Origin of the sequence: Rhizobium sp. CSW-27 (assembly GCF_018760785.1) — a bacterium.
Lineage (GTDB): Bacteria > Pseudomonadota > Alphaproteobacteria > Rhizobiales > Rhizobiaceae > Neorhizobium.
Map to the genome: position 1 here is coordinate 344588 of NZ_JAHHZO010000003.1, position 17960 is coordinate 362547.

Consider the following 17960-nt stretch of genomic DNA (forward strand, 5'->3'; position numbering starts at 1 on the left):
GGACCTCACCGCCTGGAACCGGACATCTAATCCGGGGCAGCCGGTGCCGCCACCAGCACCGCGAGGTCGTTGAGCGCAAAGATATCGGCCGCCTGCCGGCTCAGACGTTTTGCCGTCAGCGTGCCGCTCAGGCCGCCGACCCGTTGCAGATAGCCCGCATCGTCATAGCGCCGATAGCTGAGCGCCAGGCGGCGAAGCAGCGTGGCGGGATCGTTCTTCCGCACCTGTTCGGCGGCATCGATGTCCGCCCGCATCCGTTCGATGTCTGCACCGGCGATCATCTGCGGCATGCGGCGAAGCGTTTCGACCGCGGCAAGGCTCAGTTCGCCGGCCCGTTCGGGCGCGCAGGAGAAGGAAAGCTCTCCGGTGACCCGATCGGTATCCTGGTCGAGCTTCAGTTCGAAGTTCACGGAATAGACGCCGCCCAGCCGGTGGCGAAGCTCCGCCTTGAGCGCCTGCTGCGTTGGCTGGGTCAGCGCGGAGATGATGAAGGCGGCCTCCGGTGTCCAGGCGAGTTGCGAGGAAAAGGACATGCGGACCAGCGCCCTGTCCTCGCCTTCCGAGGTCACGCTGTGCCAGTGGACGCCGCTGCGCTGCATCAACGGGGTTGCCGTCAGACTGCCTTGCCGAACCACGCCTGCCGCAAGACCGAAGGCGCGCTCCAGAACCTGCGGAGCCGGCCTCGGGCCAACGGCAAACCACGTCACCGGCTGCCGAAGCAGGGCAAGCGCCGCCGCTTCCAGCTCCTCGCGCGTGGCAGCTTGCGCGCCGGGATCGTCCGTTGCGGCCTCGCCATAGACGAGTTCGGCGAAATCCTGCGCCCGCTCCAAGTGCCGCCCTTGCGCCGCCTCATACGTCTCCAGCGCCTCGTCACGCACCAGGCCGTGGTCGACGGTGGCGGCATAGACCTTCATCAGATCGGGAAGCTTTTCCGGAGACACGACCACGCCGGCATCGAGACCACCGTCATGAAGCGCCCAGGACCAGGCCGGCGCCTGCGAACCTCTCCAGCGATCATACTGCGCCTGCGACCAGAACCGAAAGCCGCTCTGCGTCCAGAGCTGCAGGCCCGCCTGCGAGCGAAGGCTGCCGAATTCGCGATTGCGAAAGCCCACGGCCGAACGACCGGAGACGTAGATCTTGCCGTCAGCCGTCTCGCGTTCCAGCCAGACGACCCTGTCGCCATTCGACAGATGCCATTCGGTGATGGCGGATGCTGCGTCCCGCACTGCCTCGATGGCGCCGCCGGACGCAAGTGGCGCGCCATCCTGCGGCCAGACGGGAAGAGGCAATTCCGTTTCGGCGGAAGGCGTTTCAGGCGTGACGAGCGGCGCAAGCTCCGCCACATGGGCGAGACGCTCCCGCTCCGCCTGCAAGGCTGCAAGATCCGGCTGCCGGGCGGGCTGGTCGCCCGCGACCTGATAGACAAGCACCTGATCTGGCGCCGCCAGCATGGTTGCCAGTCTTTCGTTCAGCGATTGCAGCGTGATCTGGTCGAGAAGCTTGCCGGTCAGTTGCATGCGCGCCGTCGGATCAGACAGGACACCGCCCTGCAGCACGGTGGATGTGATGCGGTCTTCCCATTCGGCGAAACTGCGCGCCTCGGCGGCAGCGACATTGCGGGCATTGGCGTCGCGTGCGGCCGCAATGGCCGTGTCGAAATCCGCCTGGGAAATGCCCGAGCGGCGAAGACGCTCCGCCACCTCCAGCAGAATGCCGGCGGCAGCGGCATGATCGCGCGTCCTGCCGTTCAATGCCAGGATCAGCCGCTTCTCCGTCGGCTCCTGCATGACGAAGCTCAGTCCGTCGAGCCTTGCGGCATAGGCGGGTGCAAGCCTCTCCACCTGCTGTCGGACGAGCCGGTTCAGCAGGTATTTTTCAAGATAGGCCATGGCACCTTCATCGGTGTCCCGGTCCGGCATGGGCAGCCGAAAGGCATAGGTCACCTGCGAGGTCGTGCCCTTCTCGTCCTGTACCACACCGCCGCTAAGCCCCTCCTTCAAGGGGAAGGCGAGATAGGGACGAGCCGGCTTCGGCTTGGCCGGCGCATCGCCGAAATGGCGCTCGATCGCCGCTTGCACAGATGGAGCGTCCACCGCGCCGGACACGATCAGCACCATGTTCGAGGCCATATAGTAGCGGGAATAGAAGTCGCGCATATCCCCAACGGTGGTGGCCTCGATCGTCTCGCGCCGTCCGATGGTCGGCCGGTCCACGTAACGCGAACCGGCGCGCAGCACGGCCTTCTTCTGCCTGTTGATGCGCTCGGCCGGCCCCTCGCCGCGTCGCCATTCTTCCAGAATGACCCGTTGCTCCTTCTGCCAGTCCTGCGGGTCGAACCGCGGCCTCAGCACCATGTCGGCCAGCAGGGCAAGCGCAGCATCCATACTGACGGTGTCGCGCGGGCGCGTGCGGATCATGAACTGGGTTTCGGTTTCGCGGGTCATGGCATTGATCTCGCGCCCCGTTCGCCAGCCGATCGTATCGAGATAACGATGAACGGTTTCCGGATGGGAGGCCGTCGACTGAAACACCATGTGCTCGATCATATGCGCGATGCCGCTCGGCCGGTCTTCATCGACGGAGCCGGCGCCGACAATCAGGCGGATGTTGAAGGGATCGGCCGGGTTGCCGCTATCGTGAATGAAATAGCGCAATCCATTGGGCAATTCGCCGCGCACCAGCCGCGGATCCCATTCCAGCGTCTGCGCATGGATAAGGCCAGCAGAGGCAAACAGAACCGCAAACGCAACGACGACCTGGAGGAATTCGGACCGAAGCCGGACGGAAAGGAGGATCGCGCCGACCGAGACCATCAGAAGGTTGCCTTTGCGCCGATCCACACCGTGCGACCGATGATCCAGGGGTGATCATCGCTGGCGGTGGCATTGCCGATCTCGTTGAACAGGTTCTCGACCTTGATATTCACCGAAAAGCTGCGGTCGTCCTTCTTATAGGCGGTGTAGCTCGCGGCCAGATCGAAGGTGAGCAGGCCATCGAAGTCGTAATCCTCATAGATTTCGTGGCTGATCCCGTTCACCGTGATGTTCGTTTCCGTGGATTTTACACCCGTATAGGCAAAGTTGTAGTTGGCGGAGAGGTTCACATTCAGCCGCTCCTCGAACCAGGTGCTGGCAAGCCCCGCCTGCAGGCGCACGGGAATATCCATGTTGCCGGTGACGACGCTAAACCCCTCCTTGGTGTAGGACTGGTTCTTGTACCAGACATATTTGTCGTCCAGATCACTCTCGAAATAACTGTTGTTGGACACCTCGCGCTGCGACCACGTTACCGATGCATTGAAGGCAAGCCCGTCCAGACCGGCAATTCCGGGCGTCGCGAGGTCCCGGGTATATTCCGCCGAGACAGACTGATAGGCGCCGGTCCCATCATTGGTGAGGATGGCCGGACCCGACGAGGTGGGGTTTTGCGTGGCGTACTGGTCCTTCGCGCGGCGGTCGAGATAGCGGATGCGCCAGTCGCCATCCAGAAGCGGCTCCGTGCCGGACAGGGACAGGGTGAACTCGTCGGTATAGGGGGTGTCGAGACCGGAGGCGCTGTTGACGTAATAGGTGGCCGTAGTTGGCCTCCAGGTATCCGGAACCGTCGCACCGGTGCGTGAGCGCGTAAATGTCTGCGGGCGCGGTTGTCCGTCACGGATGGCGAAAGCCAGCGACTTTGCATCGTAGTAGCGGTTGTAACCGGCAGAAACCGCAAAATCCTGCCATGGCGTCACCGTTACGACCGCACGCGGCGCAATGTCGAGGTTTTTCATGTAGTCGTCGTAGGAAAGGCGGGCACCGGCGCGCAGTGTGAACCAGTCCCATTTTTGCTCGACTTCGCCGTAGGTGTTAAAGCTGTTCAGAGAAGCCTTGGTGTTGAAGGCCTTGTAGATCGCCTTGCTTGCAGCAAATTGCTCCGGCGAGCAGGCTTCGGCATTCCCGCAGTTGAACGCGGAGATACCAGTCACCTCGCCAAGCGTGGTGTAATTCTGGAAGTAGACGGCTTCTTCCGGTCGACGGCGATGGGCTGTGACATGCGAATATTCGGCCCCGAGCAGAAACGTGCCATTGCCCACGTCTCCGGTCAGCTCCTGTGACCAGTCCCACCTCTCCTGCCCCTGCTCCAGATCGCCACCAGTGGCACCTTCATAGCAAACCTGCGTGCCGCTCGTCATCGGAAGGCCTGTCTGGCACCAGCTGGACTGTTCGGTTGCCTGCCAAAGCAACTGCCCGGCGCGCCAGTGCGCCTGATCGTATGCGTAACCAATATTGCTGCTTTTATCGTTCAGCGAATTGGATGTGCTGAAGCCGAGCTTGGATTGCAGCTTGACGTTGGAGAGCGCCAGACCGCCCAGTTCCAGATCCTCGAACTCGTAATCGTGCTGCAGCTTTGAGGCGAAGGACCGTTTGCTGAGATCGATCGCCATGTCACGCCAATCGGTGTTTTCCCAGCTCCGGTTATAGCGGGTATAGACCCCTTCCAGCGTGAAATCGCCGAAATCCGTCTCAGCCAGAACCTGACCGCGATAGAATTCATTCTTTGAATTTTCCTCGATGTCGCGGTCCTGGGTATAAATGTAGTTGCGCTCCTTGTTCGTCACGCCGGACGAACGGCTGTATGCGCCGAGCACGGCGATGTTGTCCGTAAGCGGGCCGGTGAGCGTGATGGCGGTACGCCGCTGCAGATATTCGTTCCTGGCCACGTTTGCCGGATTCAGCCCGTCATCGGTGCCGAGGATGAAGCCGCTCCAGTCGCTGGTCGTGAAATCGGTGCTGACGCTGCCGCGCAGCCGGTCCTTGCTGGCATTCTGCAGGTCGTAGGAAACGACACCCCCCTGGAAATTGCCGTATTTTGCCGAGGCATTGCTGTCGATAACCGTCACCTGTTCCACGAAATCGCTCGGCACATAGATCGTCTGCGAATGCAGGTCGAACATGCGGTCGGCATTGGGCGGCGATTTGTCGTCCTCCAGATCAGCGCTGGTTCCATAGCGATCCTGGCTGCCGGTCACGGTGTTGATGTCCATGCCGTTCAGGATGAAATTGTTCTCATAGATGCGTGCGCCGGAAATCGAGACTTCCCGCGGGCGAAGATCGATCACGGTCTGGTCTGTTGCGCCCGCCGTGGTGCTGATGTCGTTCTGATACTGGGCGTTCGGCAGGTTTCTGAGCATGCCGTTTGCGTCACCGCCCTGGCTGCGCAAGGCGATCTGCCCGCCGGACAGCGTACTCGTGCCCGTGTCGGCAAGGCTGTCGGTACCAAGCTTGACGCCATTGCCGTTGGCCTGGACCAGAACCGGATCCAGAAGCGTCGAACCGTCGTCCACCACCGGTGCATTCGCCTGGCTGCCCTGATCGAACAGGATGACCGAATCCGCCCCGGTCAGCCGCATACCGATTCCTGTGCCCTCCAGCAGTATCTGAAGCGCCTGCTGCGGCAGATGCCGCCCGGCAACGGCAGAGGATTGCTTTCCACCTGTCAGGCCCGCCGGATAGCCGATCTGCCAGCCCGTCAGCCGGATGAAGGTCTTCAGCGATTGCTCGAGCGGCTGCGCGGGAATGCGAAACTCCTGCGGGCTTGCCGCGCCGGCCGCCTGCGGCAGCGTCTGGCCGAGCGCCTGCCCTGTCAATCCCATCCCGCCCGTCATTGCCGATGCCCCCAGCAGCGCCGCAATGATCCCCGCGCGTCTGGCGCACATCCCCATGGTCATGTTCGTCTCCTGCATGCCGTCGCCATGATCGTTCATGGCGACGCCCCGTTCCGGTCACCGCCGCGTCATTCGGCGGTGGCGGCAGTTCTCGACTGCCCCCGCAAGCATCGACGTTGGACCTGCTGAAACCTCACAAAGAAAGTTGAGAAATCAGCGAATGATTACGAAGCCGCCCGGCAGCCATGTGGCCTGGCCGCCAGCGGCGGCGGCAATGCCGCGGACGAGGGCATCCGGCCGGTCCAGCCGGAAGTTGCCGCTGATGGCAACGTCGAGCAGCGACCGGTTGAGAACGACGATCCTCTCCGGCACGCTGTCTTCCAGATCCCGCAGCACGTCGCCCAAGCGTTTGCCGGCAAAGGCATAGCGCCCGTCCAGCCAGCCCAGCGCCTCATCGCTGTCGAAGGTGGAAACAGCCGATATGGTCTTGCTGTCGGCTCGCACCATCTGCCCGGGTGCGAGGCGCCTGACGGGCAGCGACGCATCGTGATGCACCGCCTCCACCACGCCCGACTGCAGGGCGATCATGTCATCCTGCGGCTCCAGCTTGACCGCAAACCGCGTTCCGACAACCCATGTATCGCTGAAGCGGCCAGCCACGCGAAACGGATGGGCGGCATCATGCACGACATCGAACCAGGCCTCCCCGTCGAGAAGGGTCACGTCGCGCCGCCCGCCGTCAAAATCGAGCGTCACCGCACTGTTGCCGTTCAGGATCATGCGCGAGCCATCCGGCAGACGGATCTCCGCCCTTTGCCCCACATCGGTGCGATAGTCGGCGCGCATGCGCAGGATCAACGGACCAGCGAATTGCAGCGCGCCGAGGGTCAGCAGAAGGACCGCGGCAACAGCCTGCCAGTGCCGCGCAAGCCCGGCCAGTCTCCAGGCTCTTCGCGGGGGCACGACAGGCCGGGCAGTGGTGGAACAGACCTGCCACTGGCGCGACGCATCGAGAATGACTGGATCCGCCCAGACCGCCTCCACCTCGCGAAAGGCCGCCAGATGCGCCGGGGATTCCGCAAGCCAGGCGCGGAAGGCGCGGCCCAGGCTGTCCGGAACCGTCTCACCGTGGTTCAGCCGCAGATACCAGTCGAGTGCTGCATCCATATCCGGATCGGCATGCCGATAGTCTTCATCCGACCCGAATCCCATGGCCGTTTCCCTCATCATTCAGCCTCCACGCGCAGGAGACGGCAGATCACACGTCTCGTGTAGATGACGTTTCGCACGCGCAATCCACCCAAATTTTTCCCGCCGTGACGGATATCGCCCATCCTAGCCATCCCGCTGCATCCGCCTTTTCAGGTCCACGAACATGCCCATCACCATTTTCATGTCGTTGAAGACGGTGTTGGGCGAGACGTTGAGATGCTGGGCAATCTTCGGATAGGACCATCCCTCCAGCCGGCTGAGCAGCCAGATCTCGCGGGCGCGTGGCGGCAGCTTTTCGAGATGCTGCATGATCAGACGCAGATCGTCCTTCGCATTCAGTTGCTGCTCCGCCGACGGGCCGATGTCGGGAATCGATTCCAGCATCTCGGCCGGAAGATCCGAGGCGAGACGCCGCGACGCCGTCTTGCGGCTGCGCAGATGATCCAGCGCGAGATTGCGGCCGATCTGCCAGAGGAAGGCATCCAGATTGTCGGGCGACGTGGTTTCCAGCGCCTTGCGCGCCCGCAGGTAGACTTCCTGCGTCAGGTCGTCTGCAGCCGCCTGATCCCGGATGATCGCGGCAATACTGCGGGCAAGCCGTCCCCTGAGGGACAGATACACAGCATCGAGCCTATCCATGATGTTTGACGAAGAGCGACACTTCGATCCGTTTTTAACATGACTTCCTTACTCGCCTTTATGCGCCGGACGCGCATCGGTCAATTCTCCGTGCCCGAGATTCGCGACGGATGCGGCATGCCTCCCCTTCGGCACGATCAGCGGCGTGCCGGTGACGGGGTCTGGAATGATGATGGAGGACAGGTCGAAGACCACGTCGACCAGATCTTCGCTGACGATGGCAGACGGCGGCCCCTCGGCAACGACTGCGCCATCCTTCATGGCGATCAGATGCGTGGCATAGCGGCAGGCGTGGTTGAGATCATGCAGCACGGCGACGATGGTGCGGCCTTCCGCATTGAGATCGGCCAGCAGGTCCATCAGCTCGATCTGGTGGGCAATGTCGAGGAAGGTGGTCGGCTCGTCGAGCAGAAGGATCGGTGTCTGCTGCGCCAGCACCATGGCGATCCACACCCTTTGCCGCTGGCCGCCGGAAAGCTCATCCACCAGCCGAGCGGAGATCTCCGTCACACCGGTTGCTTCCATCGCCGAAACCACCGCCTCCTCATCGGCCTTCGACCATTGCCGCAGAAAGGACTGGTGCGGATAGCGCCCGCGCGCCACCAGATCCGCCACCGTGATGCCATCGGGTGCGGTGGAGGACTGCGGCAGAAGGCCAAGCCGGCGGGCGGCCTCTCTCGCCGGGATATCAAGCAGGCTGCGCCCATCGAGGATCACCTGGCCGACCGATGGCACAAGCAGCCGCGACAGGGCTCTGAGCAGGGTGGACTTGCCGCAGGCATTCGGCCCGACAATCACGGTGAAGGCACCATCGGGAATGGCAACAGAGAGATCGCGAGAGATCGTGCGCTCGTCGTAACGCAGCGTCACATTATCGGCGTGCAGGCGCGCGGGTGTGGAGCGGTCGGGCGTGGGTTGAAGATGTGTTTTGGTCATTTGCGACCCTCGCGAATGAGAAGCCAGAGGAAGTAGACCCCGCCGATGCTCACCGTCATGACCCCGACGGGAAGCTGCACGCCCAGCGCATGCTGGGCGGCCCAGTCTGCGGCCAGAAGCATCAGTCCGCCGGTCAGCGCCGAGGGAAGCAGCGCCACACCGGCCGAGCGGGTCATGCGCCGGGCAATCTGCGGGGCGCAGAGCGCGATGAAGGAAATCGGCCCCGCCGATGCGGTCACCAGCGCCGTCAGCGCCACGCCCAGCACCATCAGCAAAAGCCGCGTGCGGCCTGCATCGACGCCAGAGGCCAGCGCCGCATCCTCGCCCAGTTCCAGCTGGCGCATCGGGCGCGACAGAAAAAGCGTCAGCGGCAGCAGCACACAGAGCATCAGTGCAACGGGAAGAAGCTGCTCGGTTCCAAGCCCGTTCAGCGAGCCCGCCCCCCAGATGGCAGCCGCCATCGCCACGGCAAGATCCGCCTCGCGGATCATCCAGGCATTGAAGGCAGACAGCATGGCGGCAACGCCAATGCCGACGACAATCAGCCGAAAACCTTCAACGCCCTGCCGCCAGGCCAGCAGATAGACGGCGGTTGCCGTGATTATACCGCCCGCCAGCGCGCCAAGCGCCGTCTCATAATATCCGCCGGAGAAGATGAGGATCACCATCAGCGCGCCGGTATAGGAGCCTGCGGAAAAGCCGATGATATCCGGGCTTCCCAGCGGATTGCGCGTCAGGCTCTGGAAGATCGCCCCGCTTGTGCCGAGTGCCGCCCCCAGCAGGATGGCCAGCGCCACACGCGGCAGCCGCCATTCCACCACGATCATGCGCACCATATCCTCGCCCTTACCCGCCAGCGCCCAGAGCACCTGGTCGAGCGCAATGGGATATTTGCCGCTCAAGAGCGACAGGCCCGCAAGGGCGGCGGTGAGACCCAGCAGAACCAGCATCAGGATGAGCGCACGGCCATCGAGGCGCCACGATAGGCGGTCAGAGAGCAAACGCACGGTCAAAAAGGCGCGACCGAAGTCGATCTTCGGGGAATGAGGGGGGTGAGAGTGAGGCCGCGAACGCGAAGATGGCACCGTCATAGCCCGCCCGCCTGTCTGCGCCGGGAAAGCGCAATCAGCACCGGCGCGCCGAGAAAGGCGGTGACGATCCCCGCCTCCAGCTCGCCCGGATAAAGCACCAGCCGCCCGGCAATATCGGCAATCAGCAGCAGCACCGGCGCGTAGATCATCGTCATGGGCAGGATCAGGCGCTGGTCCGGACCGGTGAACCAGCGCACCGCATGCGGCACCATCAGGCCGATAAAGCCGATCGGGCCGCAGGCAGCCGTTCCCGCTCCGGCCAGAAGTGTCACGGCAAGGAGCGTCAGGATCCGCGTGCGTACAAGGCTGGCCCCCAGCGCCCGGGCGAGATCCTCACCGAGTGCCACGGCATTCAGCGACCGGGCGCTCAACAGCGCAATCACAAGGCCAATGCCGATCAAGGGGCCAATCGCTATCACCACTGCCATGTTGCGCCCGGCCACCGAGCCGATCGACCACTGGCGCATGGCATCGAAGGCCTGCGGGTTCAACAGCGTGATCGACGAGCCGATGCCGCCCAGCACCGCCGACAGCGCCACACCCGCCAAGACGAGACGCACCGGGGTTGCGCCCCCGCGCCCGGCCATTGTGCCCCCCGCCATGCCCAGCCCATAGACAGCCAACGTCACCAGCACCGCGCCGAGAAGTGCAAACCAGAGATAAGCGTCAATGGACTGAACGCCGAACAGGCCGACCGCAAGCGTCACGAAGAAAGCCGCCCCGGCATTGACGCCGAGGATCCCCGGATCGGCCAGCGGATTGCGCGTCGCCGCCTGGATCAGCGCCCCCGACACCCCGAAGGCTGCCCCGCACAGAAGCGAAAGCAGCGTGCGCGGCAGGCGGTAATCCATCACCACGATATGATCGACCAAGTTACCATCATAGGCAAAAAGCGCATCGACCACCGTGGAAACCGCAACCGGCCTTGCCCCCAGCACAAGGCTTGAGAGCGACAGAACCACCAGCAGAACAAGGCCGAACACGGCCATGGCAAGGCTTCGTGTCTGAACACGTTTGACGGCTGCGGCCCGATCACCGGCATCGACAGACAGGGCCATCATCACACCCCTCATACTGTTCAAACCCGGGCCTGCCCTTCGATCCAGTAGCCGACCGCATCGATGCGGTGCTTGTCGAAACCGAGCGCATCGCGGAAATGCTTGCGGCACTCGGCCACCGCCCTGGCTTCGCCGGCGATATAGATATAGCCCGGCCCTTCCGGCAGCGTGGTGATCTCGCGCGCAATGCGCGGCAATTCCGTATAGCCCGGCCGCTCCGGCTTCAATCCATGGCAGGCGTGCCAGCTCACCTCGACATCGGCCAGCGTGTCGATCATCTGACCGATCTCCTGACGATCGGCATCCGACGGGATCTCCACATGCACCACCGCGCGGAAGCCTTGCGGCAGTTCCTCCAGCACGCGGCCAACGGCGGGAAGGCCGGTGATATCCGTCAGCATCAACAGCCATTGGCTTGCCTTCGGCAACCAGAACCGCCCTTCCGGATTGCAGATGCCGACGATATCCCCCACCTTGGCCTTCATCGCCCAGCCGGCTGCCACACCACCCTCATGCACCACCATGTCGAGCACCATCTCGCATGTTTGCGCATTCCAGCGGCGCACCGTATAGGGCCGGTTCGGCGCATAATCCGCCCCCTCCGGCATCTCCCACCGGCCGTTCTCCTTGAGCACCGGCAGCACCACCGGCGTCGCCTCATCCGCCGGCACCGCCAGACGCACCCACTCATCCGGATGTCCGCTGCCCAGCAACCGCTCCCCACCCTCCAGCTTCAGCACCACGCGGATCATCGACGGCGTCAGGTGCCCGATCGACACCACCGAGGCCAGAAAATTGTCCTCCACATAGGCCGCGTGATCGTGATCCTCGACGCCCGAAAGAGCCTCTGCGTTCGCGTGCATGCTAGTGTGCCTCTGCGTGGGCGGCGGCTTCCATGCGCGGAAGGAAGCCGGGAAATGCGTAAGGAATGGCCAGAACATTCGGCCAGGAGGCGGCCCAGATCTCTGTTGGATCATCGAGCGCGACGTATCGACCTTCGCGCACAGGCGAGAACATCTGGAACAGGCGCTGGCTTTCCAGGGCCGGTCGGGCACCGGGCTCGTACCACATGACCAAGAGATCGGCGGCAACGCTTTCGAGGTCTTCGATGCTGGCATCGGCTGCAACATGTCCGGCGTTTGCCTTGGCAAGCCGACTGACGCCAGGCGACGGCCGCATACCGATTTCAGTCATCCAGTCGACCCGCGTTTCGCCCGGAAGATAGACGACAATCCGGCTGCTGCCTTCAAAATACGAACCGAAGGTGAAGCTCTTGCCCTTGAGAACAGGATAGGTATCGCCAAAGCTACGCAACAGGCCCTGTGTCTCGGCAATAAGCAGCTGCGCCCTGTCCTCCATTCCGAGAATCGCGCCGGCGATTTCCGTCTGCTCACGCCATCCGGCTCGCCATGGCCCGCTGCGATAGGCAATGGTCGGGGCGATTTGGCTCAAACGCCCGTAGGAAACAGCGTCGAGTTGCGAGAAGACGCCGACAATGAGATCTGGCTTCAGACGCGCAACATCTTCAAAATCGATCATGCTGCCATCCAGCAGGTCCGGCTTTTGGCCTCCAAATTTCTGCTCGCACCAGGGTGTCATGCCGCTGGGAAACATGCCGGAATAGACAATTGCTATCGGCTTGTGTCCGAGTGCAAGAAAAGCGGCCTCGTCACCGTAGCCGATCGTGACAAGTCGTGTCGGCCTGGCCTGCAGTTCGGTACGACCGAAGGCATGTTCAATGACCCTTGGATAGGCGCCAGCTTGCGCCCGGCCGAAAGACGGCGGCACCAGCAATGCCGCCGCGCTCATTGTCAATGCGCGTCTTGTGAGGTGCCTCACGATCAGAACTTGAACTTGGTCGAGACGCTGAAGCTCCTTGGCTCGCCATAATAGCCGGTATCGAAATTACCGAGGCTGACGAAGTATTTTTCGTTCAGAAGATTTTTGACATTGAACGTCACGTCGATCTTGTCCGTGACTTTGTATTTTGCCATCAGATCGATCAGAAACACGTTCTTCTGGGATATATTTTCGTAAACATTGGCCGGACTCCAGGCATAGCCATAGATCTTATCCTGCCAGCGCACACCGCCACCGATGGTCAGCCTGTCCCATTCGCCCGGAAGGGTGTAGGTCGTATAGAGCTTGACGACGCTTTCGGGCGCGGCCGTCTGAAGGAAGGTGTAGACCCTTTCACCATTCGCCTTGCGAGCATGGGCATAGGTATAACCGGCATAGATGTTCCAGTCGGGGCGGATCTCGCCGGACGCTTCTAGTTCGAAGCCCTTTGTGGTGACGCCATCGGCAGCCGTGTAATAGTACTCACCCGTATCGGCATCGATTCCGGCCGTCTCTGCGACGTTATCCTGCTTGATCATGAAGACAGCCGCACTTGTGTTCAGCCGGCCATCCAGAAGCGCAGCCTTTACACCCGCTTCGTAGCTATTGCCCTCTTCGGGATCCAGATAGGCGCCGCTGATGGTCTGGTTCTCCTGCGGCTTGAAAATGCTGGTATAGCTCGCATAAACCGAAACGCTTTCAGTCAGGTCGTAAATGACGCCAAGATAGGGCGTAAGTTCGCCTTTGGCCGAATACTGGCTGGCGCCACTCCAACTGGAGGACGCATTGTCGTAAGATCCCTTGTCATCGTAGTCATACCAGCTGATACGGCTGCCCAGAACGAAAGATAGATCATCCGTCGGCCGCAGGCGGGTCGCGGCGTAGGCTCCGTACTGCGTCAGGCTGGTTTCATACCTGCCGGTCAGGTCGAAATCGGGCTCATCCGTGTTTCCGTCCCAAGTGAAGAAGTTCGGCACAGCCGGATCATAGTTCACACCGCCATAGCCATACAGCGGCCCCTTGGTCGTTTTGCGCGATGCCGTTGCCCCGAACATAAAATCATGCTCTCGACCGAACAGCTCGACAGGGCCGGACAACTTGGCGTCGACAGTATCCTGAACCAGTCGGCCGACATATTTCCCGACATATTGGTAGACACCCGCACCCGTTATCGGGTCGGGATAGCCGCTGCCCGCAGAACCCAACACGCTGTCGTGTCCGTTGCGTCGGTGATCATAGGTCAGGCTGGCCTTCCAGCCATTGTCGAATTCATGATCGAGCGTCGCAAAGATGTTGCTGGTGTATGTTTCGCGCCTGCTCCAGTCAGTTGCAGGATTTGTCGATACGTCGAAATCAGTGCGGCTGCCGTCACTGTAAAACATGGGCAGGCCCGTCCAACTGGAACCTCGGGGCCTGGTGCGCTGGTAGTCAGCACCAACCGACAGGGTTGTATCGTCCCCCAGGTCGGCTTCCAGAATACCGTAGAGGGTGAATGATTTCTTCTCGTAATGGTCAAGATAGGATTCAGCATCCTCGAACGAACCTGCCACTCGGCCCCGCAACGTACCGTCCGGATTGATAGGACCCGATAGGTCCAGTTCGGTCCGGTAGGAATTCCAGGACCCGGCAGTTCCGGTCAAAGATCCTTGAAATGTGTCTGTCGGTCGTTTGCGCACCAGATTAACGGCGGCTCCGGGGCTCCCTGCCCCTTGCATAAGACCATTTGCCCCCTTCACGATCTCCACACGGTCATAGATCGTCATGTCGGGATTGCTCAGACCGTAATCATAGACACCCTCATTCTGAATGACGACGCCGTCATACTGGAACTCCCCCACGGTGAACCCGCGAGCGAGATACTCCGTCCGGTCGCTGTCATATTTCTGGATAGCAATGCCGCTTGCCGATTCCAGCGCATCCTGCAGAGTCGTACTCGCCTGATCCTCAAGACGCTGACGCGTCACCACAGTGACTGACTGCGGCGTCTCCCGGATGGAAAGTGGCAAGCCAGTCGCCGTGCTCATCTGCGAGGTCGTATACGATCCCGTCCCCTCCGTTGTCGCCCCCTGCCCCTGCACCAGAACCGTCTCCAGCACCGTCGAGCCATCGGCCGTAACAGCCCCTGCGCTCGCCGCCTGCGGATCGACGAGAGCGGCCGAGCCCGGGCCGCTGATCCGCACCGTGATGCCGGTGCCCTGCACGAGTTGCTGCAGCGCAGCCGCCGGCGTCAGGTTGCCGGAGACGGCGGTCGAGGTTTTGCCAGCGGCGAGTGCCGAGGAATAGCTGATCTGCCAGCCGCTCTGGCGGATGAAAGCGTTGATCGCGGCAGACAGCGGCTGGGCGGGAATCTGGAAGCTGAGGGTTTGCGCGGCGCCTGCAACGGCCTGTGCCTGGGCCTGCGCGGCGTCCGGGGCAAAACCCGCGAGGCAGGCCAGCATGCTGGATGCCAGAAGCACCTTCACCCTGCGGCGGCAAGGCTCGCCATCCATCATCTCAACACGTGAATTTGTCCCCGATACCATACTCATCCAACCCTCTTTCCAGACATCGAGCCGGGCGCGCAGCCGGCGCGTCCACCCCTTCTGTCAGCAAGGACGCAGCAGGGTTTGCAAACCGGCAAAAAAAGATGAGACTTTATCGAAGGATTATCAGGCCGCCGGGAAGCCGGTAAAATCCGACGCCTGCCGCATCGGCAAGCGTCCTGAGCGCGCCCTCGACATTGTCGAGACGATAATTGCCGGTGACCATCAAGCGGTTCACGCGCTCGTCAACCACCATGATCGGCCCGCGATGGTAACGGCGCAGTTCCTGCAGCACCGTGCCGAGAGGGGCGTCTTCGAAGATGATGCGCCCTTCCCGCCAGGCAAGCATGGTGGACGGGTCTGCCGCGTGCACCGGAGATACGGCGGACGCCGTGATGCTGACCGCCTGGCCCGGCGCGAGTTCCGCCCTGTCCCTGTTATCGCACAGACAGAGAACCTCAACGCGGCCCCGTTCCAGCACCACCTCATCCTCGTCATCACCGGTTTTGACGGAAAAGGCCGTGCCCAGCACCTCCACCTCGCCATAATGGCCGCTGACGGTGAAGGGATGGGCGGGATCGTGAACGACATCGAAGAAGGCTTCGCCGCGCAGCAGGCGGATGTGCCGCCGACCGGCCGCAAAATCGAGCGCCACCGCCGTGTCCGTGTTCAGCATCATCGTCGAACCGTCCGGCAACGGAACCGTCGTCTGGCTGCCGGTCGCGGTCAGGTAATCCGCCTCAACGGCAATGGTGAGCGCCGGATACTGCCAGATGCTGACAGAAAGCAGAACCGAGGCGGCGAGTGCTGCGGCGGGCAGCGGCCAGCGCCGGGCTTTCGGCTTGACCAGCACACCCCGATCGACCGGCAGCGTTTTGACCGCGTCGACAAAGGGCTTCGAATTCCATAGGGTCTCGAGACTGCGAAACTCCGCCGCATGCCGGGGATCCTCTGTCAGCCATGCCTCGAACGCCGCTTGTGTCGCCACATCCGGCTCGCCGTTGCGCAACCGGGCGAACCAGTCGAGCGCCTGATCCGCCGGATCTGCAGGGGCGGATCCGGCGTTCGTCCCGTCCGTGTCGTGTGCGTCCTGATGTCCCACTCAGTCGATCCGATCGAAACGTGTTTGCGGGGTCCTGTTACCTAGACGCGCGGAGGTTGCCAATCCGGCAAAATCCGCGGCCGGACAGGAGATCCGGACTGCGCCATCGACTGTGCGGGCGGGCGGGAGGCTCGGTGAGGCTGGCATGGGCTTCTTCACTTTCGGTCCAGACGCGCCATGGCATCCCGGCAATGGGCCATGGCGAGTTTCAGGTCGTTGAAGACGGTGCGTTCGGAAATGCCGAGATGTTCGGCGATCCGGACATTCGACCACTCTTCGATGCGGCTCAGCACCAGCACGGCCTGCGCGCGCTGAGGCAGGCCCGATAACGCCGCCTGGAACGCGCCGAACGCCTGCTTTTCGATCAGCGCCTGCTCAATGGAGGGAATATCAGCCGAAATGTCGGCAAGCAAACGCTCGTCCAGTCCTTCCACCTCGGCGCCGGCCCGGGTCTTTCGCCGTCTGAGATGGTCGAGGGCAAGATTGCGGGCCGTCTGGTGCAGAAAGCCTTCGAGATGTTCGACGCGACCGTTTTCCACGGCCTTTCGCGCGCGCAGATAGGTCTCCTGCGCCAGATCCTCCGCTGTCTGGGGATCGCGCACGATGCGCATCACCGTCCACAGCAAGGAGCGCCGATGCGCTGCAAAAATCGCGTTCAGTACGGCCGGCAAGCGCTCGGCCCCCGGCAGATCGTCGGCACAACAGTGCGCATGGCCGCGCCATTGACGGTTGGATGCGGCAGGCGCCGTTCCCCCTGCTGCGTCCCTGCCCGGTTCACAAGAAGCATCATCTTTTCGACCAAAGCCTTGCTCTTCGCCGACGCCAGGCCATGGCGCCGCCGCGAAGGCGGACAAGGCGACGCTCAAAGCCCTTCATCGCCTACTAGATCAGTTGCAGGACGAGCGCCACAAAAACATGACGGTAAAACACATGTTTCTTGACCCATCTTGACGACGCACCATCAACAATGGTGCAGACCGTTTCGTGCGCCGCATGGCGAAGGCAAGGGAGAAGGCGACCAGTCGCCGTCACTGCCGGCGCCGCACGGCAAAACGGCACGGTGCCAGGAGCACCGTGCCGCCGTAAAAAAACAGGGGATATGCCTTACCAGCAGCAGAACCCGCCGTCGACGAGGAGATCGACGCCGGTGACGAAGCTTGCCGCATCCGAAAGCAGGAAGACGGCCGGCCCGACCATTTCATCCACGCTTGCCATGCGCTGCATCGGGGTCTGTTCTTCAAACAGTTTCGTCTGATGAACCATCTCCGGCCGGGTGTTCATCGGCGTTGCGGTGTAGCCGGGGCTGATCGTGTTGACGCGAATGCCGCGACCGACCCATTCCATCGCCATGGACTTCGACATGTGGATCACGCCCGCCTTGGAGGCGTTATAATGGCACTGGTTCAGGCCGCGATTGACGATGACCCCGGACATGGAGGCGATGTTGATGATGGAGCCGCGACCGTTCTTCAGCATGGCGCGCGCTTCGGCCTGGCAGGACAGGAAGACGCCCTTCAGGTTGATATCCATCATCGTCTGGAACTGGGCCTCCTCCATCTCTTCGGCCGGGTTGGCATTGGCGATGCCGGCGGCATTGACCGCCAGCGTCAACGGGCCCAGTTCCGCTTCGGTCCGCGCCACGGCACCGTTCAGCGCCTCCGCCTGGGTGACATCTGCCGCGATCTCGATGCTGCGGCGGCCGGCGGCCTGCACGAAACGCGCGGTCGTTGCCAGACCGTCGTCAGTACGGCGGTCGAGCAGCGCGATATCCGCGCCGCACTGTGCCAGGCCGATGGCGATCCGCTGGCCAATCCCGCTACCGGCGCCGGTCACCAGTGCCACATTTCCCGACAGATCGAACAGCTTCGGCGCGTTCAAGCTCATTTCCGACATGGATGTTTCTCCTGCAAT

The 17960-nt window shown here is 62.5% G+C and carries 13 protein-coding genes; all 13 read right to left on the reverse strand.

Going from position 1 to position 17960, the window contains the following annotated elements; all coding sequences use genetic code 11:
- Positions 1 to 26: 26 nt before the first annotated feature.
- The 13 genes from KLP42_RS08250 to KLP42_RS08310 all read right to left on the reverse strand — a co-directional run bounded on the left by KLP42_RS08250 (position 27) and on the right by KLP42_RS08310 (position 17942).
- Positions 27 to 2843 (reverse strand): insulinase family protein, encoded by a 2817-nt coding sequence (locus tag KLP42_RS08250; protein WP_215565726.1) that lies wholly within the window; start codon positions 2841 to 2843, stop codon positions 27 to 29.
- A complete protein-coding gene (locus KLP42_RS08255) occupies positions 2816 to 5749 on the reverse strand; it encodes a TonB-dependent receptor (RefSeq protein WP_215565727.1) in 2934 nt (977 codons plus the stop codon). Before KLP42_RS08255 ends, KLP42_RS08250 begins: the two co-directional genes overlap by 28 nt.
- A 114-nt stretch (positions 5750 to 5863) precedes the next feature.
- The gene (locus KLP42_RS08260) at positions 5864 to 6880 is read right to left on the reverse strand and encodes a FecR family protein (RefSeq protein WP_215565728.1); all 1017 of its coding nucleotides are present in this window, start codon (positions 6878 to 6880) and stop codon (positions 5864 to 5866) included.
- Positions 6881 to 6985: 105 nt separating this feature from the next.
- A complete protein-coding gene (locus tag KLP42_RS08265) occupies positions 6986 to 7501 on the reverse strand; it encodes an RNA polymerase sigma factor (RefSeq protein ID WP_215565729.1) in 516 nt (171 codons plus the stop codon).
- Positions 7502 to 7549: 48 nt separating this feature from the next.
- Complete coding sequence (locus KLP42_RS08270) at positions 7550 to 8437, reverse strand: ABC transporter ATP-binding protein (RefSeq protein ID WP_215565730.1); 888 nt, start codon at positions 8435 to 8437, stop codon at positions 7550 to 7552.
- Positions 8434 to 9444, reverse strand: coding sequence for a FecCD family ABC transporter permease (locus KLP42_RS08275; protein WP_353844838.1), 1011 nt, complete (start codon positions 9442 to 9444; stop codon positions 8434 to 8436). The genes KLP42_RS08270 and KLP42_RS08275 overlap by 4 nt, the downstream gene beginning before the upstream one ends.
- An 80-nt stretch (positions 9445 to 9524) precedes the next feature.
- The gene (locus KLP42_RS08280) at positions 9525 to 10589 is read right to left on the reverse strand and encodes a FecCD family ABC transporter permease (RefSeq protein WP_215565732.1); all 1065 of its coding nucleotides are present in this window, start codon (positions 10587 to 10589) and stop codon (positions 9525 to 9527) included.
- A gap of 17 nt (positions 10590 to 10606) precedes the next feature.
- Complete coding sequence (locus KLP42_RS08285; RefSeq protein ID WP_215565733.1) at positions 10607 to 11449, reverse strand: siderophore-interacting protein; 843 nt, start codon at positions 11447 to 11449, stop codon at positions 10607 to 10609.
- A 1-nt stretch (position 11450) separates the two neighbouring features.
- Complete coding sequence (locus tag KLP42_RS08290; RefSeq protein WP_215565734.1) at positions 11451 to 12395, reverse strand: ABC transporter substrate-binding protein; 945 nt, start codon at positions 12393 to 12395, stop codon at positions 11451 to 11453.
- 32 nt (positions 12396 to 12427) lie between these two features.
- Complete coding sequence (locus KLP42_RS08295) at positions 12428 to 14953, reverse strand: TonB-dependent siderophore receptor (protein WP_215565735.1); 2526 nt, start codon at positions 14951 to 14953, stop codon at positions 12428 to 12430.
- Between the two features lie 106 nt (positions 14954 to 15059).
- On the reverse strand, positions 15060 to 16049 hold the full coding sequence (locus KLP42_RS08300) for a FecR family protein (protein ID WP_215565736.1): 990 nt from the start codon (positions 16047 to 16049) through the stop codon (positions 15060 to 15062).
- Positions 16050 to 16204: 155 nt separating this feature from the next.
- Positions 16205 to 16720 carry an RNA polymerase sigma factor gene (locus tag KLP42_RS08305; protein ID WP_215565737.1) on the reverse strand — a complete coding sequence of 172 codons (516 nt, stop codon included), beginning with the start codon at positions 16718 to 16720 and terminating at the stop codon, positions 16205 to 16207.
- Positions 16721 to 17153: 433 nt separating this feature from the next.
- Complete coding sequence (locus KLP42_RS08310; protein ID WP_215565738.1) at positions 17154 to 17942, reverse strand: SDR family oxidoreductase; 789 nt, start codon at positions 17940 to 17942, stop codon at positions 17154 to 17156.
- Positions 17943 to 17960 lie beyond the last annotated feature (18 nt).

Excerpts from the sequence above, each read along its gene's own strand:
- KLP42_RS08255 (WP_215565727.1), bottom strand. The coding sequence starts at position 5,749 with ATGAACGATCATGGCGACGGCATGCAGGAGACGAACATGACCATGGGG.
- KLP42_RS08260 (WP_215565728.1), bottom strand. The coding sequence starts at position 6,880 with ATGATGAGGGAAACGGCCATGGGATTCGGGTCGGATGAAGACTATCGG.
- KLP42_RS08265 (WP_215565729.1), bottom strand. The coding sequence starts at position 7,501 with ATGGATAGGCTCGATGCTGTGTATCTGTCCCTCAGGGGACGGCTTGCC.
- KLP42_RS08270 (WP_215565730.1), bottom strand. The coding sequence starts at position 8,437 with ATGACCAAAACACATCTTCAACCCACGCCCGACCGCTCCACACCCGCG.
- KLP42_RS08280 (WP_215565732.1), bottom strand. The coding sequence starts at position 10,589 with ATGATGGCCCTGTCTGTCGATGCCGGTGATCGGGCCGCAGCCGTCAAA.
- KLP42_RS08285 (WP_215565733.1), bottom strand. The coding sequence starts at position 11,449 with ATGCACGCGAACGCAGAGGCTCTTTCGGGCGTCGAGGATCACGATCAC.
- KLP42_RS08290 (WP_215565734.1), bottom strand. The coding sequence starts at position 12,395 with ATGAGCGCGGCGGCATTGCTGGTGCCGCCGTCTTTCGGCCGGGCGCAA.
- KLP42_RS08295 (WP_215565735.1), bottom strand. The coding sequence starts at position 14,953 with ATGAGTATGGTATCGGGGACAAATTCACGTGTTGAGATGATGGATGGC.
- KLP42_RS08310 (WP_215565738.1), bottom strand. The coding sequence starts at position 17,942 with ATGTCGGAAATGAGCTTGAACGCGCCGAAGCTGTTCGATCTGTCGGGA.